This is a genomic window from Acinetobacter sp. YH12027 (assembly GCF_013420085.1).
Classification (GTDB): domain Bacteria; phylum Pseudomonadota; class Gammaproteobacteria; order Pseudomonadales; family Moraxellaceae; genus Acinetobacter; species Acinetobacter amyesii.
On the sequence record NZ_VOYW01000020.1, the window covers coordinates 1 to 26,215 of the forward strand.

The window sequence follows — 26,215 nt, forward strand, 5'->3', positions numbered from 1 at the left end:
AGCAAGTAACTTGGACCAGTGTTGATCATTTAGCATTGTTCGAGGCATAGCGAGTGTAAAATTGGGTTTGGCGATTTAATTTTACTATCTCGCTATTTTTTTAATCAACAAATGTCAACAGACCCTAATGTTTTTTACAATTTATTTTGTGCTAAGCTGCACTGCTGTATTCAATCTTTTTGACTGAAAATAAAAACAAAATTTAAAAAATCTTGTGCCATTCTCGAACAGAAAATGCTTTTCCCATCTAGCTGATTTCGCCAATACACAGTAGAATATGCGCTCTCTTCAAGTCACATTGCGGCTTGGTTCAAAAGACCAGCCCGTGGAGCCAAAATCAGCATGTTTATCGTGGCCGGTGCACCAGCACACTCTTCTTTTAAGAAAACGCAACTATTAACACGTCTATCTTCGATTAGTTCTGTTCAGGAAATTGAAAGCCAATTGGTCTATCTATTTGACCAAGCGCTAAGCGAACAGCAACAGCAATCTGCTTTACAGCTGCTTAATGATGGTCAATCTTTTGAATTGCGCCAGCCAGCAAGTGATGAAGTCCAAATATTAGTGACGCCACGCGTTGGGACAATCTCTCCGTGGTCGTCGAAGGCAACAGACATTTTCGCCAACTGTAATACACCGGTTCATCGCCTTGAACGCGGTGTTTTGTTTACTTTGAAGGGCGTAAATGCTGTTTCTGATGAAGTAAAACTAGCATTACATGACCGCATGACCGAAAGTGTTTTCAATCAAATTGAAGAAGCGACTGCGCTGTTCTCTGAAACTGAACCAAAGCCGTTAAATGCAATTGATATTTTAGGTCAAGGCAAAGATGCTTTAGTGAAAGCAAACTCTGAATTTGGTTTTGCACTATCTGACGAAGAAATTGATTATTTAGTTGCAGCGTTTAACAAGCTTGGCCGTAACCCGCATGACATCGAATTGATGATGTTTGCTCAAGCAAACTCTGAGCACTGCCGTCATAAAATCTTTGGTTCAGAATGGACAATTGATGGCGAAGTTCAGCCATTGTCATTGTTCCAAATGATTAAAAACACTTATAAAGAATCTCCAGATGACGTTTTGTCTGCATATAAAGACAACGCATCAGTGATCGTGGGCTTTGACACTCAACGTTTCTATCCGAAAAAAGACGAAGAAACAGGTCAGCACGTTTACAAATATAAGAGCCAAGCTGCTCACATCTTAATGAAGGTGGAAACGCATAACCATCCGACAGCAATTGCGCCATTTGCGGGTGCTGCGACAGGTTCAGGCGGTGAAATCCGTGATGAAGGCGCAACTGGCCGTGGCGGTAAGCCAAAAGCAGGTTTAACAGGTTTCACTGTTTCTAACTTGAACATTCCTGGCTTTGAACAGCCTTGGGAAGAAAACTACGGCAAGCCGTCTCGTATGGCATCTCCGCTTCAAATTATGATTGAAGGCCCATTGGGTGGCGCTGCGTTTAATAACGAATTCGGTCGTCCTGCTTTAAATGGTTACTTCCGTACGTTTGAACAAAATGTAAATGGCGACGTAAAAGGCTTCCATAAGCCAATTATGATTGCCGGCGGTTACGGTAACATCCGTCCTGACCATGTAGAAAAAGATGCAATCCAACCGGGCGATCTTTTAATCGTACTTGGCGGTCCTGCCATGCTGATCGGTCTAGGCGGCGGTGCTGCGTCTTCTGTAGACAGCGGTAAGTTAGGTGAAAACCTAGACTTCGCATCTGTACAGCGTGAAAACCCAGAAATGGAACGCCGTTGCCAAGAAGTGATTGATGCTTGCTGGCGCATGGAAGACCATAACCCAATCGTATCTGTACATGACGTGGGTGCGGGCGGTATCTCAAATGCAATGCCTGAACTTGTGAACGATCACGAGTTAGGTGCAATCCTTGATCTTCGTAAAATTCCATCACTGGAAAAAGGCATGTCTCCGATGGAGATTTGGTCGAACGAAGCACAAGAGCGTTATGTATTGGCAATTCGTCCAAGCTCTTTAGAATTGTTTGAATCACTGTGTGCACGTGAACGCTGCCCATTCGCCGTACTTGGTGAAGCAACTGAAGCACGTCAATTGACAGTAAACGATCCATTGTTTGAAAACAAAGCTGTGGATATGCCAATGCAAGTGATGCTTGGCGGTACACCACGCATGAGCCGTTCATACGAAACCATTGAACGTAAAGGCGATGACTTCACTGCTGAAACTGTCACAGATTTGAAAGATGCGATTTACCGCGTTCTTAAGAATCCAACTGTTGCATCTAAATCGTTCTTGATCACCATTGGTGACCGTTCGATTACAGGTATGGTTGCACGTGATCAGTTCGTCGGTAAGTGGCAAGTGCCTGTAGCGGATGCTGCAGTAACAACGACTAGCCTTGTTGGTTATACAGGTGAAGCGATGGCAATGGGTGAGCGTCCACCAGTTGCGTTGTTGAATCCTGCTGCTTCTGCACGTTTATCTGTAGCAGAATCAATTTCAAACATCATGTCTGCAAAAATCGACCAGATCAGCGACATTAAATTGTCTGCAAACTGGATGGCTGCTGCAGGTCAACAAGGTGAAGACCAAGCGCTATTCGAAGGTGTTAAAGCCATCGGTATGGAAATGTGTCCTGCACTAGGTATCGCAATTCCAGTAGGTAAAGACTCATTGTCTATGCGTACCACTTGGAATGACGAAGGCGAAGACAAATCTGTCACTTCACCAATGTCAGGCGTGATCACAGCATTTGCACCTGTGACGGATGTTCGCAAAACATTGACACCTGAACTTAAGAATATCGAGTCTGTACTGGTACGTATCGATCTTTCTAAAGGTCAATTCCGTCTTGGCGGTTCGATCCTTGCACAGGTTTACAAAGCAATTGGTTCTGTAACTCCTGATGTAGATAGTTTTGATGACTTCAAAGCATTCTTTGCATTGGTTCAAGACTGGAACAACCGTGGTCTAATCAAGGCTTACCATGACATCGGTGATGGCGGTCTGCTGGCAACTGTTGCAGAAATGATGTTTGCTTCACGTTTAGGTGTGGCGCTAGAAGAACAATCTGTTGAATCTCTATTTGCAGAAGAAATTGGTGCAGTGCTTCAAATCAGCAAAGCAGATTGGGCAGCACTTGAAGCTGAAGTTGCAGCGTCTAGCCTTAAAGATGCAATTGCGGTTGTAGGTACTGTAAATGATACAGATACTTTAACTGTAAATGGTTTGAGCTTAGACCGTGCTGAATTACAGCAAGCATGGACTGAAGTGTCTCATCAAATCCAACGTCTGCGTGACAACGTAGAAACTGCGGATCAAGAATATGCATTAATCGCGGACAAATCACATGCAGGTTTAATTGCAAAACCAACATTTGATTTGAACGAGCCAATCGAAGCACCGTACATCAATGAACGCCGTCCAAACATGGTGATTCTGCGTGAACAAGGTGTCAATGGTCATGTAGAAATGGCAGCTGCATTCGATAAAGTCGGCTTCAACACTGTAGACGTACACATGAGCGACTTGCTTGCTGGCCGTATCAGTCTTGATGACTTTGAAGGTTTAGTCGCGTGTGGCGGTTTCTCTTACGGTGACGTATTGGGCGCAGGCGGCGGTTGGGCTAAATCTGTATTGTTCAATCCTAAACTTCGTGACCAATTTGAGAAATTCTTCAACCGTGATGAAACTTTCTCTCTAGGTATTTGTAACGGCTGTCAAATGTTGTCTCAGCTTGCACCATTAATTCCGGGTGCAGACGCTTGGCCTCGTTTCCACCACAATACTTCAGAGATGTTTGAAGCACGTGCTGTAAACGTACGCGTTGAAAAATCAAATTCTGTATTGTTAGAAGGTATGGAAGGTTCGATTCTTCCTATCGCTGTAGCACATGGTGAAGGCCGTGTGGTTGCTAGCGCGGAAAACATTGCAGCACTCAATGCAGGCGATCAAGTGATCTTGCGTTATGTAGATAGTCAAGGCAACCCAACGCAGCATTACCCAATGAACCCGAATGGTTCGCCAGAAGCGATTTCAGGTGTAACGTCTAAAGACGGTCGTGCAACGATTATGATGCCGCACCCTGAACGTAACTTCCGTGCGATTCAGCATTCTTGGAAACCAGAAGATTGGGATCAAGACGGTGCTTGGTTACGTATGTTCCGTAATGCACGTAAATTTATTGGTTAATCTTAGATAGATGAATAATAGAAAAGAGCCGCCTTCGGGTGGCTTTTTTATGGCATTGAATAAAATTAAGCTGGTTTATTAAAGGAATTTGATATGGAAATAGAATCTTATGTAAATTTAAAAACTCATTCAAAAGATGCTCCTGTTTTAAGGTGTAGTTTGGAAGAAAATCTTTTAAGTTTTGATCTATTGTATGAGGTTGAAGCTTATGATGAGGTTCGGTTTATTGGATCTAGCATCCGTCAGTTAGCAATTTATGATCTTATTGATGAGATTGGTGATTTAGGCATTGAATGTAAAATAGAAATTTCACGATGTAATGATCCAAGTGTTAAAAACAAAGTGGTTTATTTCAAGCGCGGTATGAATGGCGAGATGAAAAAGATCACTACAGAATGAATCTTGAGTGCTTGAATTTACCAATTGATATAATAAATATTGTTAATATATGATTTTAAAACTATAATTTCATTCGAATTTTTAACCACCTGCGGGTGGTTTTTTGTTTGTTTTAAATTTTTATTTCTCCCACTGAACTTGGTTTAGATTTTGCTTTTATATTTGTGGAAACATGCTAGTGTGTATTTTATGCACAATAACTATGCAAGATTAAAGACAGCAAGATAAAAGAAAGATGGGTAACTAAACGAGTTCAGTATCAACACTCATGATGAGGTGATGACATGATTAAAACAGCGGAATATTCGGCAGTTGATAAGTCTGCGCTGCGTAGAAAGGGCTGGAAGCTTTTTGGTGCAGTCGTGTGTTTGCAGTTGGTATTTTTAGTTTTGGGTTATGTTTTACAGATGTAATATCTGAACAATTGAAACCGCCGTGAGGCGGTTTTTTATGTAAACTAATGCATAATTAAAAAACTGCAAAAATTAATAATGAGCTTTAAACAATTTGTATTATTAAAAGATATAAAAATATTTTTACTTTTAGGCTTTATGTTTCCGTCAACATTGTTAAGTGGGTGCTTTCCTATTTTAAAAACGAAGCATCCGAAAATTAATATAACTGTTATCAATGATCAAAATGAAAAGTTGGACGATGCAGAAGTATTTTTAAATCTTACAACATGGCAAGGCAAGTCTTTTACTGAATCTACATTAAAAAAAACACAGGACGGAATTGCTACATTTTCTGCAGAGAAAAGTTTGCAATTTATTCATATATTTCCAGCAAAATATAGTTGGTCGATTTGCGTTTATAAAAATGGATATAGTCAAAATAGTTTTGTGCCAAAAAGTTCAAATAATCGAACACAAAATTTAGTATTGTTGTTAGATAAAGCTGAAATAGGTGTAGAAAAAAAACAACATTGTTGGAAAGAAAAATCCTAAAATATTGAATTAATAAAACCACCCGAAGGTGGTTTTTGATTAAATAGCCAATTGGATCTGCTTTAACACCGCCTTCAACGTATTTTCAAAATCAAAAGCAGCATTGGTACTGTCTTGGTATCGCCAAGCCACATAACCATCTGGACGAACTAAGACAGCGCCTGATTCATGAATTTCAGATTTAGCATTCCACGTACCGTACACATCACGGTATTCACGGGAACCAATTTGAATCACATCTAAATAAGGTAGATTCAACGATTCAGCAGCAGATTTCCAACCTTTGCCTGAAAGACCTGTCAGTAGGGTGAAACGACCATGCCCTGTAATATCTAACATTGATTGCTTATCGCCTTTGGCATCAATTAACCAAGTATGCGGTACTTTAGCACCTGGACGTGTGGTCGCTTGTAAGTACAGTTGTTGATCTTTTTCAAATACTTCAGGTTCAGATTCAACCATCACTGCATTGGACGTATAACGCTGATTTAGCTCTACACCTTGGGCATTAAACTCAAAGTTTTTAATTTCTAAGGCTTGATATAGCTTTTGACGAATTTCTGCAGCTTGTTCATCTTCCGCAAAAATACGTTGCATCATTTGAGCTTGAGTTGTGATGCCTTGGTCAAAGCCAAATACCTCTTTGAGATGCTTATAGTCAAAGCGAGATTGATTGGCACGCGCCACGATTTGCTTGCCGACAGGCGCACGCTCAGTGGTATAAGATTCAAGTAGAGCAGGAGCAGCCCAACCTTTAATGGCATATGCCAATTTCCAACCGAGGTTAAAAGCATCTTGCATACAGGTATTTGAACCTAAGCCACTTGATGGTGGATGACGATGTACCGCATCACCGCCGCAGAATACACGACCTTTCGAGTATTCAGTTGCCCATGTTTGGTTCACATACCAATAAGACAGTTTTTGAATCTCGACATTTTCAACTTCAGCACCGACAAAGGCATTTAGACGCGCACGGACTTGCTCTTCGGTGACTTGTGGTTCACCTTTGGAAATATCAAAGCCCCAACCCATAATCCATTCATTCCACGGTGTAATGGCACGGAGTAAGCCCATGCCCAGATCACCAAAGCTGGCTTCAGGGTTAACAATCCATTGCAAAATAGCAGGGCGGTTTTTCACATATTGTGAAAGATCTGCTTTAAAGGTCACGTATACCGTACCTGCACGAGCCATGATCCCTTCGAGGGGTAAATCAAGCTCTTCAAGCACTTTAGAACGCGCACCATCCATACCGACCAAATATTTGGCACGTAAGCTGAATTCAGTATTTGTAATACGATTTAAAAAGGTTGCTGTTACACCATGCTCATCTTGCACATGGGACAAATATTCAGTATTAAAATTATAAATCGCACCACGCTCGGCTGCATTTTTTACCAACAAAGCTTCCATTTTCGGTTGAATAAGATCGACTAATGGACAGGGGCTACCTTTAATATAATCGCCATGACGTTCATCGCCCGTGCCCCAAGCACTCATACGGGCAATTTCTTCACCGACAAGACTTGTGGTAATGAGGCTTTCACCCATCTGCTCCCAAGGAGTTGCAATTTCTTTGACCTGTTCTTCGATACCTAAGTCACGCAACACTTCCATCGCACGTTGGTTGGTAATATGGGCACGCGGACTATTAGCTAACCAATTAAATTGGGTAAAAAGCTGAACCTGTATGCCGTAATTTGCCAAGGCCAAACCTAAAGTAGAACCTGCAGGCCCTGTGCCAATAATCAGAACATCGGTATCGAATTGCTGTGTCATAAAAACTCCATGTGTATGTGAAGCGAAAACTTGGAATAGTCCGCAGTCTAGGCAAATGATTTTCCGAGTAGAATGGATATTCATATAAACTATAGATCTATTGGTATTTTGACTGCATAACACGGGTGATGTAGTGAGTGTGTGGAGTGAAGCGAATGGAATTACGACATTTACGTTATTTTGTGACGGTGGCGAAAGAACAGAGTTTCACTAAGGCAGCGGAAAAACTATTTACAGCACAACCATCGCTCAGTCAGCAAATTAAAGACTTAGAGCAGGAAGTTGGGGTGCAATTATTTGAACGTTCTGCTCGCAAAGTCTTACTGACCGATGAAGGGCAGGCTTTTCTGAAATATGCAGAGCAAGCACTAGAAAATGCCAAACAAGCTGTAGCCGCAGCTCGCCACGTGGCGCAAGCCAAAAATAATCAAATACATATTGGCTTTTTAAATGTCGCAGAATTGAAAATTATGCCGAGTATTTTGGCGCAATTAAAACAGCATATTCCTGATTTGAAAATTCATTTACATAGCTTGACGTGTACAGAGCAAATTCAAAAACTAAAAAATACCGAACTGGATATTAGCTTTACTCGTTACCACTTAAGCCATGATGACTTTACCAATATTCAGGTTTTAAGTGAGCAAATTTATTTGGTTGGCGCAGCGCATCTGCATCCATCAGATCGCATCTTAAAACTTCAAGAGTTAAAAAATCACACCATTATTATGTGTGAACAAAATGCTTCTCCCGTGTTTTACGATACCTTAAATGCCTTGATTCCTTTTGATCAGCAGCAACATGATCATATGCTGTGGGTAACAAATGTCATGCAGCATTTAAATTTGATTAATATGGGCATGGGCCTGAGTTTTGTGCCCGAATATTTACTCAAATTTTTAAATGATTCGGTCAAAGTCATTCAAACAGATGTGGAATTACCGAAACTAGGTTTATATGCAACCTATCCGAATGCATCGAATAATGTTGCATTGAAAATGATTTACAGTGCTTTAAATAATGTAACTGCACAATAGCGTCTGGAATAACCAATGTTAAAACTGATTTATTATGTACCTGAGTCTCACCTAGAGTCGACTAAACTGGCTGTTTTTGAAGCTGGAGCAGGCGGTATAGGCAACTATGAACACTGCGCTTGGCAGGTGTTAGGTACAGGGCAATTTAAACCTGTAAAAGGCGCAAATCCTTTTATTGGTGAGTTGGATCAGCTGGAGTCTATCCCTGAATGGCGAGTGGAAACCATCGTGCTTGAAGAGAAGGCGAGTGAGGTCGCAAGGTCTTTAAAAGCAAGTCATCCTTATGAAGAGCCGGCATTTGAGTTTATTCAAATGGTGGATGTAAGTTTTTAATTCATAATGAAAGTTCCCTCTCCTTTTAAAGGAGAGGGTTAGGGAGAGGATTTATCAGATTATGCCCCTCATCCTCTTACGAAGAATGCTCCTCTTCCCGAAGGGAGACGGGACTTACCTAATATTTAAAGTTATGCAGTCAATTGCGGTTGTGACTATTCTTTTGAAAGCAAATTATATCTTCTGAATAAACAGCTCACGGTCAAAACGATACTGCGGGAAGAACACACCATCTTTAGCACGTTCACCTGCACCAATCACCATCACTGGGTATTGCTGAGCATTTAATCCTAAAATTTTCTTCACCAAAGGTTCATCAAAACCTTCCATCATACAACTGTCAAAACCATAGGCACGTAAAGCCAAAACTAAGTTTTCACAAGCCAATGCTGTGGTTTTGCTCGCCCAAAGTTTCGCATCTGCTTCATTAAACGCCGTCACAGGCAACTGTTTATCCAGTGTACGTGCAACTTTGAAAGCTACTTTTTTAAAGTTACCTAGTGCGTTGAAGTAACCAGTTTTATAGTTATAAGGAATGAACTTGTAATACTTCTGCACAGCTGCAGGTGCTTCAGGGAATGGAAATTCGGAAATATTACGTTTAGCCATTTCATCTACACGGTCGGTACGCGCGACACAGACAATCAATTCAGCAGCAGTTTTTGCCGCAAGTTGCCCTAAGCAAGCTTTCACCAATTGTTTTTTCTTTGCGGGATTCTGAACGACATAGAATGTCCAAGGCTGTAAATTCGATGAATTCGGTGCAAGCAAGGCGAGGTCTAAGCATTCATCTAAAACGTCGTTTGGAATGGCCTTGTCGGTAAACTTACGTACAGAACGACGGCTTTGTACAACTTTTTTAAAATTCTCGATATCGATGCCTTCAGGCGCAGGCTCGTAGTAGCGTTTCTTTTCAGGTTTAGTTTCAGTTTGTGATACTGCAGTCATGTGGAAACATCCAGTTTTTTAATTTAGAAAATAGATTGGGGCTGAGATGAAAAAAACCACCCAAATATGAGTGGTTTTTTAGTTCCATTAAAACATTAATTGAACTGAGAGAAGTCAGGTTTGCGTTTTTGCATAAAGGCTGCAACAGCTTCCATCATTTCTGGAGAGCCTACTCGATCCATGAAAATTTCAGCTTCATGGTCAATCCATGCCACGATTTCATCTACATTATGTTTCATTAATGCTTTTGATTGAACCAAAGATGCTAGTGGAAGTGCAGATAACTGTGCTGCTTTTTTCGCAGCTGTCGCATAAGCATCTTCTTCAATGCTATTGACCAAATTTGCTGAAAGCGCTGTCGCACTATCAAACTTCTGAGCAGTTAACAGTAATTCCGCCGCTTTATGGTAGCCGGCTTGTTGAACCAATAGCTTGCTCGATGCACCTTCAGGCGATAGACCAAGGCTCACAAACGGAATTTGGAATAGGGCAGTATTGTCGCTGTAGACTAGATCGCAATGAAGCAGAATCGTAACACCAATCCCAATGGCAACACCACGAACCGCAGCAATCAGCGGCTTAGAAAATTGAGCAGCAGATTTTAACAAAATAAAAGGTGCGCCTTCTGAAGCTGGAGCTTGTCCTTTTTGAGCAGCAGATTTCATAAAATCTTGCATGTCATTGCCCGCACTGAAGTCTGCATCTTGACCACGGAGTACTACTACACGCACTGAAGTATCTTGATCAGCTTCATCTAATGCTTTTGCAATCCACAGATATAATTCTGTATACAGCGCGTTCTTCGCCTGAGGTCGGTTAATGGCTAAGGTCAGTACGCCATTGTCCAAATTCGCATTCAAATGTTCATGGGGTTGTTGAATACAGCTCAGTGTCATCGTACTATCCTTGCGTAAAAGTTTCGTTTTGATTTTATGCTCGACATTATGTCGCATATTTCAGCCTGTGGCACAACTGCTCAGTTCATAAAAAGTTTGATTTGATATGAAATATACATTTGATTATTTGGTTTTCATTGGGCGTTTTCAGCCGTTCCATTTAGCGCATTTGCAAACCATTAAAATTGCCTTACAACAAAGTCAATATGTGCTTTTAGCACTGGGTTCGGCGCAAAATGAACGTAATATCAAAAATCCATTTTTGGCTGTAGAACGTGAGCAGATGATCCTGTCGAATTTTTCAGAGCAAGATCAGAAGCGAATCAAGTTTGTGCATGTGATAGATGTATATAACGATGAAAAATGGCAAAAGTTAGTCAAATCTTTGGTGAATGATGTAATTGAAACGAATGCAAAAGTCGGTTTGATCGGGCATTTTAAAGATGATTCTTCTTATTATTTAAAATTCTTCCCCGAGTGGAAAATGGTTGAGCTGGATAGTCTAGAAGGGGCGATTTCTGCGACACCAGTACGTGAAGCGTATTTTCGTGGTGAAATTGAAAGAGATGCCTTTCCTCAAGGTACCGTCGATTTTTTGCAAAAATTTCAACAGACAAACATTTATAAACAACTTCAACACAAATTTATGACTCAGGATAAAACAAATCTGCTATAAAAAAACGCTAAAGTTCTAGCACCACAATGGAGTAAAAAAATAAACATTGTAGTGCTTTTAGGCTGTGTTTTATTCAGGAGAAAAACATGAGTTTGCGTCAGGGAACGTTTGCAAAATATATGGGAGCCTTCGCTTTATGTTGCGTATTTCCCCTACATGCTGCTGAATGGACGCTAACGCCTAATAGTCAGGTCACTTTTGGTATTAAATCTGTGGGGCTGTCGATTGTTGAAGGGCGCTTTAATAAGGTTCAGTCGAACCTTAAGTTTGATCCTGAAATTCCACATAAAGGTTCAGCTCATTTGGTGTTAGATGTAGATAGCATCAGTTTTAGTAACCCAAGCTTAAAGGGATTAATCTTGGGAAGTGAATATTTTGATGCCGCTGAATTTAAGCAAGTGAAGTTTGTCAGTAAACAAATCGAACCCGTGGCTTATGCGAAATATATGATTCGAGGGGATCTGACCATTCGTGGTATCACTAAACCTGTGATCTTCGATACTACACTTACCCCAAGTCCGCAAAATCCAAAAGTGTTGGATGTTCAATCTTTAGCAACCATTAAGCGTAGTGATTTTGGTATGCGTAAAGCACTCGGTGGAGTTGGTGAGCAAGTACTGATTCAGCTCAAAGGCCAATGGCGGCTTGAATAACCGCAGTCTTACAGGGTTTAACACATATGATCTTTGGCATGTTGCAGCACAACAGCAGTCAATTTTTGTAATTGAACAGATTGTTGGTTCCAGTGATGCCAATACAAGGCTAAATCAATACTGAGTTCTGTTGAAAGCTCTATCAATTTTCCCTCTGCCAATAAGTCTTTGCTTTGATAGTCGGGTAACCATCCATAGCCCAAGCCCATCGTAATGGCATCAAAAAATGCCGTTGAAGAGGGAATGAAATGATGTGGATATTGTGAAGGATTGAGTCCGAAATTTTTCTGAATCGATTGCGTATGTAGGTCATCTTTCTCATTAAAAATCAGTGCAGGCGCAGCCCTTAACGCATTTCGCGTCACGCCTTGACCGAACCATCTTTGTATAAAATCAGGGGTTGCTACAAAGCGATAATGCATTTCACCCAGATATTCTGCGACGCAGCCTTTCATGGCTTCTGATTCTGTTGTGACACAGGCATTGACCAGTCCTGCTTCTAATAAATGATGTGTTTGTGACTGATCATCGACCTGAAAATGAATCACGATTTTTTCTTCAATTAAGAGATCTTTGAGTAGCGGAAGCAGCCATGTCGCAAGTGAGTCAGCATTGGTTGCAATATTGACTTGATAGAAAGCATTCGCCGTTTGTCCTGTTAGATTTTGCAGAAAATTATGTTCTAGTAATTTGCTGTGTTGTAAATAATGCAATAAAGATTGGCCTGCGAGTGTTGGGCGGCAGGGCCGTTCACGCACAATGAGCACATGACCTAATTTCTTTTCTAAGGTTTGTAGCCTGAGCGTGACCGCAGATGCCGTAATATTTAAACGCAGTGCCGCTTGTTCAAAGCTTCCTGTTTCTGCAACCGCAAGAAATGCTTCACTATGTTTGCTTTGTAACATGAGTCACCTACGAGTATTAGAAATTACATAAACTAAGAAAAACTTAGTTATATTGATATTTATTTATAAATACTTATTTTTAGCAATAAGCTTAGATAATAGCAAGATTCATTTAAAGCTTTGAAAGTGTAGTTAAAAATGTTGCACAGTTATATGCAAGGGCTCGCAATTGGATTTAGCCTAATTATCGCGATTGGTGCGCAAAATGCGTTTATTCTCAAGCAGGGGTTAAAAAAGCAGTATGTCTTTTGGCTCTGTGCTATTTGCGCTGCTTCTGATTCGATACTCATCTTACTAGGTGTGCTCGGATTCTCTCAATTGGTTGAAAGTCATCCTGAAATTGTGAGTGGAGCGAAATATTTAGGCGCAATGTTTTTAGCAGTTTATGGAGCACAACATTTTCTGCAAGCCTTTAAAACTTCGAGCAGTTTAGCGCCCAGTGAGAAGAATGAAACCAAATTATTGAAACTGGTACTGATCTGCTTGGCTTTAACGTGGTTGAATCCACATGTGTATCTCGATACGGTTGTGCTGATTGGATCTATTTCCACGAAGTTTGACTCGACCGCAGTCTATTTTGCGACTGGGGCAATCACAGCCTCATGGGTATTTTTCTTTGTCCTCGGATTTGGTGCGCGCTATTTATTACCGCTCTTCCAAAGTGCAAAGGCATGGAAAGTTTTAGATTTTATTATTGGCGTTGTGATGTGGGGAATTGCAGCCTCATTATTGCTCTAGTTAGAAGCTTCTTATTAAGTTTGAGCCCATTCCTAAAGGAGCAGGCTCAAATCATTACTTTTATGCTGCTTGTAATGCTTTTAAATCTTCTAAGACTTGTTCTGCATGGCCTGCAGCTTTGACTTTACGATATTCTTTTACCAGCTTTCCATGATGGAAAATAAAGGTTGAGCGTTCGATGCCCATAACCTTTTTGCCATACATATTTTTTTCTTTAATCACATCGAAATGCTGACATAGCACTTCTTCTTTATCACTGATTAAATCAATGCTTAGATTTTGCTTTTCAGTGAAGTTTTGATGGGCTTTAACCGAGTCGCGAGAAATGCCGTAGATTGGTGTATTAAGCGCATCAAACTGATCTTTTAAGCATGAAAACCCAATGGCTTGCGTCGTACATCCTGGTGTTGAATCTTTAGGGTAGAAGTAGATGATCAGCCAGTCATTGTTTAGTTCTGCAAGGTTGACTTCACCTGAGGTGGTTGGGAAGGTTTGATTTGGTAAGCTAATTTCAGTCATGAAGATTTCCTTTTTCATGTCTTATCCCTAAATGGGCTTAAACAAAGTATGTGAAATATGACCATCATACAGAATTTACTTTGAACTTAAAGCAATAAAAAAGCCTGCATTTGCAGGCTTTTTTAAGACGAAAATTATTTTTTCGCTTGAGCAGATTTCATTGCTTCTTCAGTTAAATTTTTTAATTTACCTGTTAACTGAGGACCGAAACATGCTTGAAGGTCTTTATTTTGTTTTTGAACAAAAGCGAGTGTTGCAGGGCTTTTCTTCTGGTTGATTGTGCTTTGGATTTCCCATTTTTGAGCATTGGTTAAACGACCATCTGCTTCAACAGCACAAGTACAGTATTTGCTAACTTCAGCGGCGGTTAGTTTTTTACCTTTGCCAGTTTCTTCTTTACAAACATTAATTAACGAAGATTTTACGTTAGTGCTCTTATATGCTTGTTGAAGCTTGTCGTTGTCAGCGTGTGCAACTGAAGCAAACAATGCAGCTGCAGAGAAAGCAGCAGAAAGAATAATGTTTGATTTTAAATTTTTCATAAACCCTACCTTGTTATTTCGGTATGTAACGTGTCGGATCTTCAACACCTGCGTCAACGAAACCTTGTTTACGAAGACGGCAGCTATCGCATTTACCGCAAGCACGACCTTGGTCATCTGCTTGATAGCAAGACACCGTTTGACTGTAGTCTACGCCATGTTCTATACCTAAGCGAATGATATTTGCTTTGGATAAATGTAACAGAGGTGTTTCAAATTTAAGTGGTTTTCCTTCAACGCCAACCTTTGTTGCAAGGCGAGCCATGTTGGCAAAGGCTTCGATAAACTCTGGACGGCAGTCTGGATAGCCTGAGTAATCAACTGCATTAATACCAATGACAATCGCTTCTGCACCAAAAACTTCCGCCGCAGCTAAAGCATAGGACAAGAAAATCGTGTTACGCGCTGGTACATAAGTTACAGGAATACCGGCTTGTTCATGATCAGGAACTTCAATGCTATGGTCCGTTAACGCAGAGCCACCTAAGTTACCTAAATCGATATTAATGACACGATGTTCTACACCAGCCTGCTTGGTTAACTCACGAGCAGCATCCAGTTCTGTCGTAGAACGTTGACCATACATAAAACTTAAGGCGATACATTCATAACGTGCTTGAGCCCAAGCTAAACAAGTGGTTGAGTCTAAGCCGCCAGACAATAAAACTATGGCACGAGGGCGCATATGCATTACTCCAAATAATTCTTTAAAACTTAACGACCAGTTTCATCGTTCCAAAGCAATTTATGTAATTGCAATTGGAAGCGAACAGGGAGATGGTCTTCTAAAATCCACTGTGCTAAATCACGTGCAAGCTGAGGTAAACGAACAGCGCCTTTTTCAACGGCAAAGGCCGGAGAGAACCAAATGGTGTTGACTTTTTCGTTTAGCTTATAGCGCTCAACTTGCTGTTTTGACCATTCATAGTCTTCACGATGACAAATCACAAATTTGATTTGATCATGTGGCGTTAAATGGTCGAAGTTGCTAAGCAAGTTTCGTGCAACTTCACCCGATGTTGGGGTTTTTAAATCCATAACTTTTGAAACACGTGGGTCAACTTTAGACACATCTAAAGCACCACTGGTTTCTAAAGAGACTTCGCAGCCTAAATCGGCCAGACGAGTCATGAGGGGAAGGGCGTTCGGTTGAGCAAGTGGCTCACCACCCGTCACGCAAATATAAGGGGTTTTAAAATCTAAAGTGGTTTGAATAATTTCTTCTAATGATTGGCGTTCACCGCCTTCAAACGAATAGGTTGTATCACAATAAGTGCAACGTAAGGGACAGCCCGTCAAGCGGATAAAGACCGTAGGCAAACCTGCGGTATTGGCTTCACCTTGCAATGAATAAAAAATCTCCGTAATACGTAAACCCGCAGACGGATCAGAAACAGGAATAGCGGAAGATCGAAGGGTACTCATAACAAAATTAACCAGATATAAAAAAACAAAAAATCTCTACGATCATTGCTAACCGTAGAGACGAGGAGCGATAGAAGCTCCACGGAACACGAATGCTCCGCTGAAATAAAGACTTAGTCTTCGCGTAATAATTCGTTCAAGCTTGTTTTCGCACGAGTTTTCGCGTCAACTTTTTTCACGATTACAGCAGCATATAGGCTGTATTTACCGCATTTAGAAGGCAGGCTGCCAGAAACCACAACAGAGCCAGCAGGAACACGACCGTAATGGATTTCGCCAGTTTCACGGTCATAAATCTTAGTCGATTGACCAATAAATACGCCCATTGAAATCACAGAACCTTCTTCTACGATCACACCTTCAACGATCTCAGAACGCGCGCCAATAAAGCAATTGTCTTCAATGATTGTTGGGTTCGCTTGAAGTGGTTCAAGAACACCACCAATACCAACACCACCAGACAAATGTACGTTTTTACCAATTTGTGCACATGAACCAACGGTTGCCCATGTATCAACCATTGTACCTTCGTCAACATATGCACCAATATTGACATATGAAGGCATCAATACAACATTTTTTGCTTGGAAAGAACCTTTACGTGCTACAGCAGGTGGTACTACACGTACACCAGCAGCTTTAAATTGTTCTTCAGTCCAGTCAGAGAACTTAGTATCTACTTTGTCATAGAAGCGTAAGTCACAAGCTTCCATTGGTTTGTTGTCGTTCAATTTGAATGAAAGCAAAACGGCTTTTTTCACCCATTGATGAACAATCCATTCACCATCAATTTTTTCAGCAACACGTAATGTACCGTTATCTAGGCCAGCGATCACTTCTTCTACTGCTGCACGTACTTCAGCAGGACAGTCAGCTGCAGTGAAATTAGCACGGTCTTCAAATGCTTGTTCAATGATTGTTGAAAGCTGAGACATGTTCTTCCATCCAGAAAAAAATTTTCCAAGATTTTACACTATATCGAGTTAAAAATAGATGGTAAATCGGTCTAGGATCGGAATTAATTATTAAGCAAGCACTAAAACCAAGAAATTAAGAGTGATGAATTTAGCACTTTCATAAGGTTTGTATAAAAAATACGCAAAATATACAGAATTGTTCCTTAACATCATTATTATATTTAAAAAAATGAAACAAAAACTCTTTATTAATCAATATTAAAATCTAAATGTATCAAAAGTTAACAAAAAATCAGTAAATTTGCATAAATGTTGAGCTGTGTTTCCTTTTAACATGTGCCATATAAGAAGTCTGTAAAATCTGAATAATAGTTTATTTTGAGGAGAAACACATGAAATCATTACGTTTATTAACAGTAGCTGCTCTACTTACTGCTGCAGGTACTGCAATGGCAGATACCTCTGTAGTTCATGATGGCTATGCATTTGATCAAAACCAACTTATCCCAACTGGCGCTCGTCTAGAAGTGGGTACGACTGGTTATGGTGGTGCGTTACTTTGGACTGCGAACCCATACGTTGGCCTTGCATTAGGTTATAACGGTGGTGATATTTCATGGTCTGATGACTTATCTGTCGATGGCGTAAAATACGACATGGATATGGATAACAAAGTTGGTTACTTAAATGCAGAAGTTCGTCCTTGGGGTGCAAGTGCTAATCCATGGGCTCAAGGTCTTTATGTTGCTGCGGGTGTAGGTTATATCGACACTGAATATACGTTAGATAAGCGTCGTAAAGGTGATACACCAATTAAAATTGATGGTAAAGAAACTTCTTTCGAACGCCTAAACGGTAAAGTGTCTTATGATAATGATATCGCTCCATACCTAGGTTTAGGTTTTGCGCCAAAATTGAATAAAAACTGGGGCGTATTCGGTGAAGTAGGTGCTTATTACACTGGTAATCCATCGGCTAAATTGACAGGTGTAGGTGATGACCCTGCAATTCTTGCTGACCATGAACGTAACGTTGAGCAAGATGACAAATACGAATGGCTTCCAGTAGGTAAAGTAGGTGTGAGCTACCATTGGTAAGTTATTACTGAAATAAAAAAAACGAGCTTCGGCTCGTTTTTTTTGTTTTTAGAATGCGTTTAAAATCTGTGACCAAATTTCAGTCCATAGATCATGGCATCATTGTCTGAGACACTTGCAAGACCTGAAATATGAGATTTTTCAGTATTCGATGGTTTTGAGAGTTTCATATAATACAGGCCAGTCGCTAGAAAATTGTTCGGGTTAAATTTATACATCATACCTAAACCTAAACCTCGATAGCCATCACTTGGGTTTAAGGTAGACGCTGAATTTCCTGTCCCGTTATCCCAAATAAATTCTGCAGCGGCCAGCCAACTTGGATTCAATTGATGTGCAATACCCAATTTACCTGACCATTGATCTTTTTGATATTCCACCAATTGGATATCAGCTAAATCACGGTATTGTGGATCGAGTGCTGCGTATTGAAGGACGGCATTAAGCTGTGGTGGTTGAATACTAAAATCTTCCCAATTGATCCAACGAACTGTGCCATATACAACATTGTGTGGGCTAATGGCTGTTTGAAATTCAAAATTGACGCTTTGTGGCGTTTGAATGGAGGTATGGGTGTCTGGTACTAATTGAAAAGGACCATTTGAATATAAAGTTGATTCAGAGGTCTTATTTTCATGTTTGATTTTTGAACGATAGGTTAGGCTAGTTTTAATAGCATATTCAGGGATTTGATAACTGAATCCGAGCAGCCAACCAAGCGCTTCATCTTGTTTAAAATCGGCATGGTAGCCATTGAGAGCAGCATATTGTTGCCCAGAAATTTTTAAATCACCCTTAAATGTTTGTAGGCTTAAACCGCTATAAATATTCCAATTATTATTGGGTTGATAGCCTACCAGTCCAGTTAGGTGATGCGTTCTAAAGTTAATATCGGCGCTTTCAATATCGATATTTGAGCCATCGGGTAAGCGAGGACTATATTGATAACTGATATCAGTATGAAAAGGTTGCTCATAAATTACTCCCGCAGAAATATTTTCATGTGGTTGAATTTTAAGTGCAAATTTCCCAGAAAATTGTTGATGGGCGAGATTCCCTGTAGAAAAATCAGTGATGCCCAATTCACTAATTAAGCCTTGATTCTGAACTTTGCCGTCAACTTGAGCATCGACATAAGCGAAACTGGCTTCAGTATAATTTCCGGGTTCAAGAAAGGCCGAGATCGATTGATCTGAGTTTTCTATTCCTGCTGCATACATGATCTGTATGGGGCAGACGATACCGACTGCCACTGCGACGAATTGATTTTTCATAAATATGGGTCGGAAGTAATAAGGTTTTAATTTTTATTGTGTTGGATGTATTTTAATCAAAATTAAAAATAAAGCCAAGAAAACTTAGATAAAATATGTGTTTACCAAAAAAAGAGGACAGTAGGTGTCCTCTTTAATTCGTCAATTGGCCTATCATTCTTCTGGGTAAGCGACTTTTTTCAACGCTTTGATGTCAGCATCTGGTGAACATAAAGAAATAAACTCATAGCCATAACCGCGTAGTAAATGTCCTTTGCGAACAGCAATCCAAGTGGTATTAACACCAAAAATATCGGTAGGAATTTGTTTTAAACGGTAGTCACGTTCTGGGTCGTATGCTACATCGTTGACAATACCAACCCCCATATTCAGTTCAACATAGGTTTTAATAACGTCTGCATCAAGTGCGGACATCACGATATCTACATTAAAGCCTGAATCTTCAAAAGCTTTATCAATTTTAGAACGACCCGTAAAACCACCGTGGTAAGTAATAATTGGATAGTTCGACAAATCTTCAATGGTGATATTTGATTTTTGGGTGAGTGGGTGCTCTTGTGGTGTGATGATACTGTGTTGCCAGTTATAGTAAGGCACACTTGCAAGGTTATCTTCGGTGGTTAATGATTCGGTTGCGATCCCAATATCCGCTTCACCTTGAAGGAGCATTTCTGTAATTTCAACAGGGCTTGCTTGTTGCAAAATTAGATGAACTTTTGGAAATTCTTTTTTAAATTGGTTCACAATCGGCGGCAAGACATAACGCGCTTGCGTATGTGTGGTCGCAATAGTCAATGTCCCTTCATCCACTTTGTTAAAGTCATCTGCTAGACGTTTAATATTGTCTGCATCCACGAGCATGCGTTCAACGATTCCCAATAAAGACTGGCCTGGTTCGGTTAAACCGAGTAGACGTTTACCTTTACGAATAAATAGCTGTACACCAAGTTCATCTTCTAGATCTTTGATGTGTTTACTCACGCCAGACTGCGAGGTGTAAAGTGCAGCAGACGCTTCTGTTAAATTAAAATTCTGACGTACGGTTTCTCGAATAATTCTTAATTGTTGGAAATTCATAATTTTATTTTACCTTAAAAGCAAGTGGGGCTTGTGACGGCCCCAACTTTTTTGTTTTATGCAACTTGGTTTTCAAATAAATGCAAGTTTGTTGCACTTAACCATACCGTTTGATTTGGGCGGAATTGATGCGCTTTCGCTTCATCTGCCGTTAATGAAATTTCAATAAGATTGCCTTGACGGTCATGCAGTTCAGCAATGACTTTACCTGCAATCCAAAGCTCACGTACAAAAGTCGCTTGGATGGCATTTTCTTGCGGCTGTGCATGAATACGCAGTTCATCCGGACGAGCGAAGGCAATGACATTTCCTTGCGGCGCATTGGCGTTTTGTGGCAACAAAATTCGGTCTTCACCAATTTGAATGAGGCCATTGCTATTTTGACCTTCAAAACGGTTGGCTTGACCTAAAAAGTCAAATACAAACGGTGTTGCAGGTTTTTCATAAACTTCACGTGGCGAGCCAATCTGTTCTACGTTGCCTTTGTTCATCACAATGATTTGATCGGCCACTTCAAGTGCTTCTTCTTGGTCATGGGTCACGAAAATAGAGGTGATGTGGAGTTCGTCATGCAAGGTACGTAACCAGCGGCGTAATTCTTTACGAACTTTGGCATCCAATGCACCAAAAGGTTCATCCAGTAATAACACACGCGGCTCAACCGCTAAAGCACGTGCTAAGGCAATACGTTGGCGTTGACCACCTGAAAGTTGTGCAGGGTAACGGTCAGCCAAGAAACCAAGTTGAACAAGATCAAGTAAACGAGTAACCCGTTTTTTGATTTCAGCTTCAGATGGGCGTGTTGCACGTGGGCGTACGCGTAAACCAAAAGCAATATTGTCAAATACGGTCATGTGGCGGAACAGTGCATAATGCTGGAATACAAAACCAACTTCACGTTCACGGACATGAACTTTAGTGGCATCTTCACCTTCTAAAATCACTTGACCGCCATCGGCAGATTCAAGACCGGCAATGATACGCAATAGGGTAGTTTTACCACAGCCTGATGGGCCAAGCAGCGCAACGAGCTGGCCATCAGGAAAATCTAAAGAGATATTTTTAAGTGCATGGAATGCACCAAAGTGTTTTTCAATATTTTTTACTTGAATACTCATGAGGTCATTCCTTAAGAAACTTGTGAATCTTCTTTACGCTTGTCTTGTCGTTCCTGACGTAGTTCAACCCATGTTTTTAAAATCAGGGTCACAATCGCCAAGAGCGCTAATAGTGAAGACACAGCAAAAGCAGCACTAAAGGTATATTCGTTATAAAGGATTTCTACGTGTAGCGGTAAGGTGTTGGTTTCGCCGCGAATGTGACCTGAAACCACAGAAACAGCACCAAACTCACCCATTGCACGTGCATTACATAGAATCACGCCGTAGATTAAGCCCCATTTGATATTTGGAAGTGTCACTTTCCAGAAGGTCTGCCAACCTGAAGCACCCAATACGATAGCTGCTTCTTCTTCCTCAGTCCCTTGAGCTTCCATTAATGGAATCAACTCACGTGCCACAAAAGGAACGGTAATAAACACAGTGGCAAGGACAATGGCTGGAACGGCATATAAAATTTTGATGTCGTTATCCATCAGCCAGCCGCCTAACCAACCTTGAGTACCAAAAATCAATACCAACATTAAGCCTGCAATGACTGGAGAGACTGAAAATGGCATATCAATAATCGTGGTTAAAATAGATTTACCACGGAAATTAAACTTGGCAACACACCATGCCGCTGCTACACCAAAGACCACGTTTAACGGTACGGCAATCACAGCTGTCAGTAGCGTAAGTTTTACTGCTGATAATGTATCTGGATGTACCAGTGCTTGGAAGTAAACGCCAACACCTTGTTTAAAGGCTTCAACGAAAACCAAAACTAATGGCAGAATCAGGCAGCTTAAGAAGAAAATTAAAGCAATGATGATCAGGGTATAACGAACCCATGTTGGTTCACGCGTAGCATCACGCGACTGTAATTTTTCCGCAAGCGCATTACTATTCGTATTCATCGTGCAGTTCTCCCTGTACGGCGACTTGCCCATGCTTGAACCAAGTTAATTAAGAATAAAATAGCAAAAGAAATCACCAGCATCACAACTGCAATCGTGGTCGCGCCTGCATAATCATATTCCTCAAGACGAGAGATAATCATCAATGGCGCAATTTCAGTTTTGAAGGGTTGGTTACCTGCGATAAAAATCACCGAACCATATTCACCCACACCGCGTGCAAAGGCCAAAGCAAAACCTGTTAACAGCGCAGGAAATAGAATAGGTAAGATCACTTTGGTCACGATCTGAAAGCGATTTGCACCCAGTGCAGAAGCAGCTTCTTCAAGTTCAGTTTCTAGGTCGCTCAGTACAGGCTGTACAGTACGAACCACAAAAGGAATACCAATAAAGATGAGGGCCAAGGTAATACCGATCGGGGTATATGCGACTTTAATGCCAATGGGTTCAAGGTACTGACCGATCCAACCAGTAGGTGCATATAACGAAGTTAATGCAATACCAGCAACGGCAGTTGGCAATGCAAAAGGTAAATCAACCAATGCATCGACAATACGTTTACCAGGGAAGGTATAACGAACTAAACACCATGCTAAAAGCAAACCAAAAACCACATTGACTAACGCAGCAATAATGGCGGCACTAAAACTCAGTTGTAACGATTTTAAAATACGTTCTGAGCTTAAAATTTCCCATAGTCCGTCCCAACCGATACCTAAAGATTTAATAAATACGGCCGAAAGGGGAATGAGCACAATTAAGGATAAATACGCTAGGGTAAAGCCTAGAGAAAGACCAAATCCTGGCAGCACTCGGGATCGCTGCGACATGATGACTCCTCAAAATGAGAAAAGCTGACTTAAAAGGTCAGCAAAATTGAATAAATGATTTTGCGACAAGCTTAATGCTCAGTACTTAAAAAGCAAATTGAAATAAATACTTGTTTTCATCAGTAAAGTTGATATGTTTCATGTGGTTTTCTGAAATTAAGTAATTGAAAATTTCAGGAAACGGTCCAAAACCTGATGCAACATTAATGTGTCCTACAGCGCCCATATTCACAGGGTAGAGCTTCCAAGCACCTGCAAGTTGTTTTGCATCTTCAAAGCCAAGCCAAGGATCATTTTCACTAATCAACATCGTTGTCGGCACACGAATAGTTAGCTGATGAAAAAATGCTTTGTAATCCGTTGTACTGTCGCGTGCAAAGCCGTTTTCACCAAAGCGTGCTGGATTGGCTGGTGCGACCAAAACTAAATTTTTGATTTTTTTATTGAGTTCTGGATGCAATGCCAATGCTGCCACCGTGGTTAAACAACCAAAGCTATGCGCCACAATTTGAATTTCACCCTGTAAAGGTCGTACGGTTTGAACGAATTGTTTAATCCAGTCCTTGAGTACAGGATGATTCCAATCTTTTTGCTGAACACGAGAGCTAGACATGAGCTGACGTTGTAACCAAGATTGCCAATGTGCGTGTTCACTACCGCCTACACCCGGGACAATTACTGTATGTGTCATGTCAAGTTCTCCTGATTCAGTCAATGACTGGTCTTATTTTCCGTTGTTGGCTTTAACGATTTGGTCAAACACGCCGCCATTTTCAAAGTGTGCTTTTTGGACTTTATCCCAACCACCAAATTCTTTATTAATGGTCACGAGTTTAAGTGGCTTAAAGACTGACGCGTATTGTGCAAGCGTTGTAGCGTTGCGTGGACGGTAAAAATTCTGAGCTGCGATTTGCTGACCACGTGGTGAATAAAGGAAGTTTAAATAACCTTTGGCTAAATAAAGATTGCCTTTTTTCTCCGCATTTTTTTCAAGAACAGCAACAGGTGGCTCAGCTAAAATTGAAAGTGAAGGGGTCACAATTTCAAACTTACCCGGTTGTTCACGAATCGCTAAATGTGCTTCATTTTCCCAAGCTAGTAATACATCACCAATACCACGTTCAGCAAAGGTCGTAGTCGAACCACGTGCGCCTGAATCGAGTACTTTGGTGTTTTTATAAATCTTACGGACGAATTCTTGAGCCGTTGTATCATTACCACCCGCTTGATGTTTTGCCCAAGCCCACGCAGCTAAATAGTTCCAACGTGCACCGCCTGAAGTTTTCGGGTTTGGGGTAATAATACCTACGCCTGGTTTAACCAGATCGCCCCAATCTTTAATCGCTTTAGGGTTGCCTTTACGGACTAAGAACACAATGGTTGAGGTATATGGCGTTGAGTTTTGTGGAAGTTTCTTTTGCCAATCTGCAGGTAAAAGTTTGGCTTTTTCTGCAATCACATCAATATCTGCTGCGAGAGCTAAAGTCACCACATCGGCATCTAAACCATCAATGACGGCACGTGCTTGTTTACCTGAACCACCGTGAGATTGTTTAAAATTAATTTTTTGACCTGTACGGCTTTCCCAATATTTACTGAAGTCTTTATTCACACTTTCATAGAGTTCACGCGTTGGGTCGTAAGATACGTTTAAAAAGTCTTTTGCAGCTGCACCAAAAGAAATCGTCGAGATGACGGCAGCAAGAACACCCAATTTTAATTTTGCGGAAATACTCATGTGAACCTCAATAATTTTTACTTTGTCTGTAACATGGGTGAAGAATAGCGCCAATCTTTATGCATAAAAAATAATTAAAAACGAATTTTATATGAATAAAAAAGATAACAAGTGTGTCTACGAAAAAAAAGCATCGACCTTATGCGAAAGGAAGATGCTTTTCTGTATTTAAAGCATTATTTGGAATTATTGGTCTTCACGATTTGATCAAAGACGCCACCATTTTCAAAATGTTTTTTCTGTACTTTGCTCCAACCACCAAACTCTTTATCAATAGTCACTAATTTTAAAGGTTTAAAAACATTTTTATATTTTGCCAGTACCGCAGCATTACGTGGGCGATAATAGTTCTGTGCTGCAATGGTTTGACCTGCAGGTGAGTACAGATAATTTAAATATGCTTTGGCTAAATTTTCATTGCCATCCTTCTTGGCATTTTTTTCTACAATCGCAACAGGTGGCTCGGCCAAGATAGAAAGTGAAGGGGTCACAATCTCAAACTTACCCGGCTGTTCACGAACTGCCAGATGTGCTTCATTTTCCCAAGCCAATAACACGTCACCAATACCACGTTCAGCGAATGTAGTTGTTGCACCACGAGCACCTGAGTCGAGGACTTTGGTTTGCTTATAGATTTGGCGGACAAATTCTTGGGCTTTTGCATCATTACCACCTACTTGGTGTTTGGCCCAAGCCCACGCAGCTAAATAGTTCCAACGCGCACCACCGGATGTTTTTGGGTTCGGGGTAATAATGTCGACACCCGGTTTAATTAAATCGCCCCAGTCCTTAATGCCTTTCGGGTTACCTTTATGCACTAGGAACACAATGGTCGATGTATAGGGCGTTGAGTTTTGCGGAAATTTCTTTTGCCAGTCTTTTGCAACTAAACCACGTGCAGCAATTTCATCAATATCTGCAGCCAAGGCCAAAGTGACGACATCGGCATCTAGACCATCAATAACAGCACGAGCCTGTTTGCCTGAGCCACCATGAGATTGTTTAAAGTTAATGTCTTGGCCTGTGGTTTTTTTCCAGTAAACGCTAAAGTCTTTATTGAAGTTGTCATACAATTCACGGGTTGGATCATATGACACATTTAAGAAATCTTTGGCAGATGCACTGAATGCTGTGGCAGAAATGAATGCAGCCAAAACCCCAAGTTTTAATTTCGATAGATTCATGTTGTCCTCAATTTTTATACATGTTTTGTTGGATGAGGCAAGAATATCTGTAGTTTTTATGCAGAAAAAATAATTAAAAAAGAATTTAATATGAACAAAAAA

The 26,215-nt window shown here is 40.7% G+C and carries 27 protein-coding genes; 10 read left to right on the top strand and 17 right to left on the bottom strand.

Annotation, left to right across the window (positions count from 1 at the left end; translation table 11 throughout):
* Positions 1 to 342: 342 nt before the first annotated feature.
* The 4 genes from purL (at position 343) to FTT94_RS08900 (ending at position 5,525) form a co-directional block, all read left to right on the top strand.
* Positions 343 to 4,179 (top strand): phosphoribosylformylglycinamidine synthase, encoded by a 3,837-nt coding sequence (gene purL, locus FTT94_RS08890; protein ID WP_180170627.1) that lies wholly within the window; start codon positions 343 to 345, stop codon positions 4,177 to 4,179.
* Between the two features lie 93 nt (positions 4,180 to 4,272).
* Positions 4,273 to 4,578 carry a hypothetical protein gene (locus FTT94_RS08895; RefSeq protein ID WP_180170628.1) on the top strand — a complete coding sequence of 102 codons (306 nt, stop codon included), beginning with the start codon at positions 4,273 to 4,275 and terminating at the stop codon, positions 4,576 to 4,578.
* A 284-nt stretch (positions 4,579 to 4,862) separates the two neighbouring features.
* Complete coding sequence (locus tag FTT94_RS16665; RefSeq protein WP_257230079.1) at positions 4,863 to 4,991, top strand: KGW motif small protein; 129 nt, start codon at positions 4,863 to 4,865, stop codon at positions 4,989 to 4,991.
* Between the two features lie 78 nt (positions 4,992 to 5,069).
* Positions 5,070 to 5,525 carry a hypothetical protein gene (locus FTT94_RS08900; RefSeq protein WP_180023331.1) on the top strand — a complete coding sequence of 152 codons (456 nt, stop codon included), beginning with the start codon at positions 5,070 to 5,072 and terminating at the stop codon, positions 5,523 to 5,525.
* 39 nt (positions 5,526 to 5,564) lie between these two features.
* Here the strand turns inward: FTT94_RS08900 and FTT94_RS08905 are convergent, their stop codons facing one another.
* Positions 5,565 to 7,307: an FAD-dependent monooxygenase gene (locus tag FTT94_RS08905; protein ID WP_180170629.1), complete on the bottom strand. Its 1,743-nt coding sequence runs from the start codon at positions 7,305 to 7,307 to the stop codon at positions 5,565 to 5,567.
* A gap of 155 nt (positions 7,308 to 7,462) precedes the next feature.
* Between FTT94_RS08905 and FTT94_RS08910 the strand changes: the two genes are divergently transcribed.
* Together FTT94_RS08910 and FTT94_RS08915 are read left to right on the top strand one after the other, a co-directional pair.
* Entirely contained in the window at positions 7,463 to 8,344 is an 882-nt protein-coding gene (locus tag FTT94_RS08910) for a LysR family transcriptional regulator (RefSeq protein WP_180089293.1), read from the top strand.
* Between the two features lie 15 nt (positions 8,345 to 8,359).
* The gene (locus FTT94_RS08915; RefSeq protein WP_180170630.1) at positions 8,360 to 8,677 is read left to right on the top strand and encodes an NGG1p interacting factor NIF3; all 318 of its coding nucleotides are present in this window, start codon (positions 8,360 to 8,362) and stop codon (positions 8,675 to 8,677) included.
* Between the two features lie 174 nt (positions 8,678 to 8,851).
* Here FTT94_RS08915 and FTT94_RS08920 read toward each other — a convergent pair whose 3' ends face one another.
* Together FTT94_RS08920 and FTT94_RS08925 are read right to left on the bottom strand one after the other, a co-directional pair.
* Entirely contained in the window at positions 8,852 to 9,625 is a 774-nt protein-coding gene (locus tag FTT94_RS08920) for a nitroreductase family protein (RefSeq protein WP_180009959.1), read from the bottom strand.
* A 95-nt stretch (positions 9,626 to 9,720) separates the two neighbouring features.
* The gene (locus FTT94_RS08925) at positions 9,721 to 10,521 is read right to left on the bottom strand and encodes an enoyl-CoA hydratase-related protein (protein ID WP_078192396.1); all 801 of its coding nucleotides are present in this window, start codon (positions 10,519 to 10,521) and stop codon (positions 9,721 to 9,723) included.
* Between the two features lie 106 nt (positions 10,522 to 10,627).
* Between FTT94_RS08925 and FTT94_RS08930 the strand changes: the two genes are divergently transcribed.
* Together FTT94_RS08930 and FTT94_RS08935 are read left to right on the top strand one after the other, a co-directional pair.
* A complete protein-coding gene (locus tag FTT94_RS08930) occupies positions 10,628 to 11,197 on the top strand; it encodes a nicotinate-nicotinamide nucleotide adenylyltransferase (RefSeq protein ID WP_180170631.1) in 570 nt (189 codons plus the stop codon).
* 86 nt (positions 11,198 to 11,283) lie between these two features.
* Positions 11,284 to 11,850, top strand: coding sequence for a YceI family protein (locus FTT94_RS08935; RefSeq protein ID WP_180107997.1), 567 nt, complete (start codon positions 11,284 to 11,286; stop codon positions 11,848 to 11,850).
* A gap of 17 nt (positions 11,851 to 11,867) precedes the next feature.
* Here the strand turns inward: FTT94_RS08935 and FTT94_RS08940 are convergent, their stop codons facing one another.
* Positions 11,868 to 12,755, bottom strand: a complete 888-nt coding sequence (locus tag FTT94_RS08940) for a LysR family transcriptional regulator ArgP (protein ID WP_180026887.1) — start codon at positions 12,753 to 12,755, stop codon at positions 11,868 to 11,870.
* Between the two features lie 138 nt (positions 12,756 to 12,893).
* Between FTT94_RS08940 and FTT94_RS08945 the strand changes: the two genes are divergently transcribed.
* A complete protein-coding gene (locus tag FTT94_RS08945; RefSeq protein ID WP_180170632.1) occupies positions 12,894 to 13,493 on the top strand; it encodes a LysE/ArgO family amino acid transporter in 600 nt (199 codons plus the stop codon).
* Positions 13,494 to 13,553: 60 nt separating this feature from the next.
* Here the strand turns inward: FTT94_RS08945 and FTT94_RS08950 are convergent, their stop codons facing one another.
* The 5 genes from FTT94_RS08950 to dapD form a co-directional block, all read right to left on the bottom strand.
* Positions 13,554 to 14,012 carry a peroxiredoxin gene (locus FTT94_RS08950; protein WP_180003271.1) on the bottom strand — a complete coding sequence of 153 codons (459 nt, stop codon included), beginning with the start codon at positions 14,010 to 14,012 and terminating at the stop codon, positions 13,554 to 13,556.
* Between the two features lie 134 nt (positions 14,013 to 14,146).
* Positions 14,147 to 14,554 carry a hypothetical protein gene (locus FTT94_RS08955; protein WP_078192024.1) on the bottom strand — a complete coding sequence of 136 codons (408 nt, stop codon included), beginning with the start codon at positions 14,552 to 14,554 and terminating at the stop codon, positions 14,147 to 14,149.
* Positions 14,555 to 14,567: 13 nt separating this feature from the next.
* Positions 14,568 to 15,239 carry a 7-cyano-7-deazaguanine synthase QueC gene (queC, locus tag FTT94_RS08960; RefSeq protein WP_078190349.1) on the bottom strand — a complete coding sequence of 224 codons (672 nt, stop codon included), beginning with the start codon at positions 15,237 to 15,239 and terminating at the stop codon, positions 14,568 to 14,570.
* A 29-nt stretch (positions 15,240 to 15,268) separates the two neighbouring features.
* Complete coding sequence (gene queE, locus FTT94_RS08965; protein WP_180054956.1) at positions 15,269 to 15,979, bottom strand: 7-carboxy-7-deazaguanine synthase QueE; 711 nt, start codon at positions 15,977 to 15,979, stop codon at positions 15,269 to 15,271.
* A 113-nt stretch (positions 15,980 to 16,092) separates the two neighbouring features.
* Complete coding sequence (gene dapD, locus FTT94_RS08970; protein WP_078190347.1) at positions 16,093 to 16,914, bottom strand: 2,3,4,5-tetrahydropyridine-2,6-dicarboxylate N-succinyltransferase; 822 nt, start codon at positions 16,912 to 16,914, stop codon at positions 16,093 to 16,095.
* Positions 16,915 to 17,288: 374 nt separating this feature from the next.
* Between dapD and carO the strand changes: the two genes are divergently transcribed.
* Complete coding sequence (gene carO, locus FTT94_RS08975) at positions 17,289 to 17,993, top strand: ornithine uptake porin CarO (RefSeq protein WP_180170633.1); 705 nt, start codon at positions 17,289 to 17,291, stop codon at positions 17,991 to 17,993.
* Positions 17,994 to 18,052: 59 nt separating this feature from the next.
* Here the strand turns inward: carO and FTT94_RS08980 are convergent, their stop codons facing one another.
* From FTT94_RS08980 to FTT94_RS09015, 8 genes are all read right to left on the bottom strand, one after another.
* Positions 18,053 to 19,267: an OmpP1/FadL family transporter gene (locus tag FTT94_RS08980; RefSeq protein WP_257231357.1), complete on the bottom strand. Its 1,215-nt coding sequence runs from the start codon at positions 19,265 to 19,267 to the stop codon at positions 18,053 to 18,055.
* A gap of 153 nt (positions 19,268 to 19,420) precedes the next feature.
* The gene (locus tag FTT94_RS08985) at positions 19,421 to 20,344 is read right to left on the bottom strand and encodes a CysB family HTH-type transcriptional regulator (RefSeq protein ID WP_180003268.1); all 924 of its coding nucleotides are present in this window, start codon (positions 20,342 to 20,344) and stop codon (positions 19,421 to 19,423) included.
* Positions 20,345 to 20,400: 56 nt separating this feature from the next.
* Positions 20,401 to 21,462 carry a sulfate/molybdate ABC transporter ATP-binding protein gene (locus FTT94_RS08990; protein WP_078190344.1) on the bottom strand — a complete coding sequence of 354 codons (1,062 nt, stop codon included), beginning with the start codon at positions 21,460 to 21,462 and terminating at the stop codon, positions 20,401 to 20,403.
* 11 nt (positions 21,463 to 21,473) lie between these two features.
* The gene (cysW, locus tag FTT94_RS08995; protein ID WP_078190343.1) at positions 21,474 to 22,361 is read right to left on the bottom strand and encodes a sulfate ABC transporter permease subunit CysW; all 888 of its coding nucleotides are present in this window, start codon (positions 22,359 to 22,361) and stop codon (positions 21,474 to 21,476) included.
* Complete coding sequence (cysT, locus tag FTT94_RS09000) at positions 22,358 to 23,191, bottom strand: sulfate ABC transporter permease subunit CysT (RefSeq protein WP_078190342.1); 834 nt, start codon at positions 23,189 to 23,191, stop codon at positions 22,358 to 22,360. The genes cysW and cysT overlap by 4 nt, the downstream gene beginning before the upstream one ends.
* A gap of 85 nt (positions 23,192 to 23,276) precedes the next feature.
* Positions 23,277 to 23,882, bottom strand: a complete 606-nt coding sequence (locus tag FTT94_RS09005) for an alpha/beta hydrolase (RefSeq protein ID WP_180134983.1) — start codon at positions 23,880 to 23,882, stop codon at positions 23,277 to 23,279.
* Between the two features lie 33 nt (positions 23,883 to 23,915).
* Positions 23,916 to 24,929, bottom strand: coding sequence for a sulfate ABC transporter substrate-binding protein (locus tag FTT94_RS09010; protein ID WP_180170634.1), 1,014 nt, complete (start codon positions 24,927 to 24,929; stop codon positions 23,916 to 23,918).
* A gap of 176 nt (positions 24,930 to 25,105) precedes the next feature.
* Positions 25,106 to 26,113: a sulfate ABC transporter substrate-binding protein gene (locus FTT94_RS09015; RefSeq protein WP_180170635.1), complete on the bottom strand. Its 1,008-nt coding sequence runs from the start codon at positions 26,111 to 26,113 to the stop codon at positions 25,106 to 25,108.
* Positions 26,114 to 26,215 lie beyond the last annotated feature (102 nt).

Bases quoted from the DNA above. Each gene is read 5' to 3' on its own strand.
- purL (WP_180170627.1), top strand. From the start codon at position 343: ATGTTTATCGTGGCCGGTGCACCAGCACACTCTTCTTTTAAGAAAACG.
- FTT94_RS08895 (WP_180170628.1), top strand. From the start codon at position 4,273: ATGGAAATAGAATCTTATGTAAATTTAAAAACTCATTCAAAAGATGCT.
- FTT94_RS16665 (WP_257230079.1), top strand. From the start codon at position 4,863: ATGATTAAAACAGCGGAATATTCGGCAGTTGATAAGTCTGCGCTGCGT.
- FTT94_RS08900 (WP_180023331.1), top strand. From the start codon at position 5,070: ATGAGCTTTAAACAATTTGTATTATTAAAAGATATAAAAATATTTTTA.
- FTT94_RS08905 (WP_180170629.1), bottom strand. From the start codon at position 7,307: ATGACACAGCAATTCGATACCGATGTTCTGATTATTGGCACAGGGCCT.
- FTT94_RS08910 (WP_180089293.1), top strand. From the start codon at position 7,463: ATGGAATTACGACATTTACGTTATTTTGTGACGGTGGCGAAAGAACAG.
- FTT94_RS08915 (WP_180170630.1), top strand. From the start codon at position 8,360: ATGTTAAAACTGATTTATTATGTACCTGAGTCTCACCTAGAGTCGACT.
- FTT94_RS08920 (WP_180009959.1), bottom strand. From the start codon at position 9,625: ATGACTGCAGTATCACAAACTGAAACTAAACCTGAAAAGAAACGCTAC.
- FTT94_RS08925 (WP_078192396.1), bottom strand. From the start codon at position 10,521: ATGACACTGAGCTGTATTCAACAACCCCATGAACATTTGAATGCGAAT.
- FTT94_RS08930 (WP_180170631.1), top strand. From the start codon at position 10,628: ATGAAATATACATTTGATTATTTGGTTTTCATTGGGCGTTTTCAGCCG.
- FTT94_RS08935 (WP_180107997.1), top strand. From the start codon at position 11,284: ATGAGTTTGCGTCAGGGAACGTTTGCAAAATATATGGGAGCCTTCGCT.
- FTT94_RS08940 (WP_180026887.1), bottom strand. From the start codon at position 12,755: ATGTTACAAAGCAAACATAGTGAAGCATTTCTTGCGGTTGCAGAAACA.
- FTT94_RS08945 (WP_180170632.1), top strand. From the start codon at position 12,894: ATGTTGCACAGTTATATGCAAGGGCTCGCAATTGGATTTAGCCTAATT.
- FTT94_RS08950 (WP_180003271.1), bottom strand. From the start codon at position 14,012: ATGACTGAAATTAGCTTACCAAATCAAACCTTCCCAACCACCTCAGGT.
- FTT94_RS08955 (WP_078192024.1), bottom strand. From the start codon at position 14,554: ATGAAAAATTTAAAATCAAACATTATTCTTTCTGCTGCTTTCTCTGCA.
- queC (WP_078190349.1), bottom strand. From the start codon at position 15,239: ATGCGCCCTCGTGCCATAGTTTTATTGTCTGGCGGCTTAGACTCAACC.
- queE (WP_180054956.1), bottom strand. From the start codon at position 15,979: ATGAGTACCCTTCGATCTTCCGCTATTCCTGTTTCTGATCCGTCTGCG.
- dapD (WP_078190347.1), bottom strand. From the start codon at position 16,914: ATGTCTCAGCTTTCAACAATCATTGAACAAGCATTTGAAGACCGTGCT.
- carO (WP_180170633.1), top strand. From the start codon at position 17,289: ATGAAATCATTACGTTTATTAACAGTAGCTGCTCTACTTACTGCTGCA.
- FTT94_RS08980 (WP_257231357.1), bottom strand. From the start codon at position 19,267: ATGAAAAATCAATTCGTCGCAGTGGCAGTCGGTATCGTCTGCCCCATA.
- FTT94_RS08985 (WP_180003268.1), bottom strand. From the start codon at position 20,344: ATGAATTTCCAACAATTAAGAATTATTCGAGAAACCGTACGTCAGAAT.
- FTT94_RS08990 (WP_078190344.1), bottom strand. From the start codon at position 21,462: ATGAGTATTCAAGTAAAAAATATTGAAAAACACTTTGGTGCATTCCAT.
- cysW (WP_078190343.1), bottom strand. From the start codon at position 22,361: ATGAATACGAATAGTAATGCGCTTGCGGAAAAATTACAGTCGCGTGAT.
- cysT (WP_078190342.1), bottom strand. From the start codon at position 23,191: ATGTCGCAGCGATCCCGAGTGCTGCCAGGATTTGGTCTTTCTCTAGGC.
- FTT94_RS09005 (WP_180134983.1), bottom strand. From the start codon at position 23,882: ATGACACATACAGTAATTGTCCCGGGTGTAGGCGGTAGTGAACACGCA.
- FTT94_RS09010 (WP_180170634.1), bottom strand. From the start codon at position 24,929: ATGAGTATTTCCGCAAAATTAAAATTGGGTGTTCTTGCTGCCGTCATC.
- FTT94_RS09015 (WP_180170635.1), bottom strand. From the start codon at position 26,113: ATGAATCTATCGAAATTAAAACTTGGGGTTTTGGCTGCATTCATTTCT.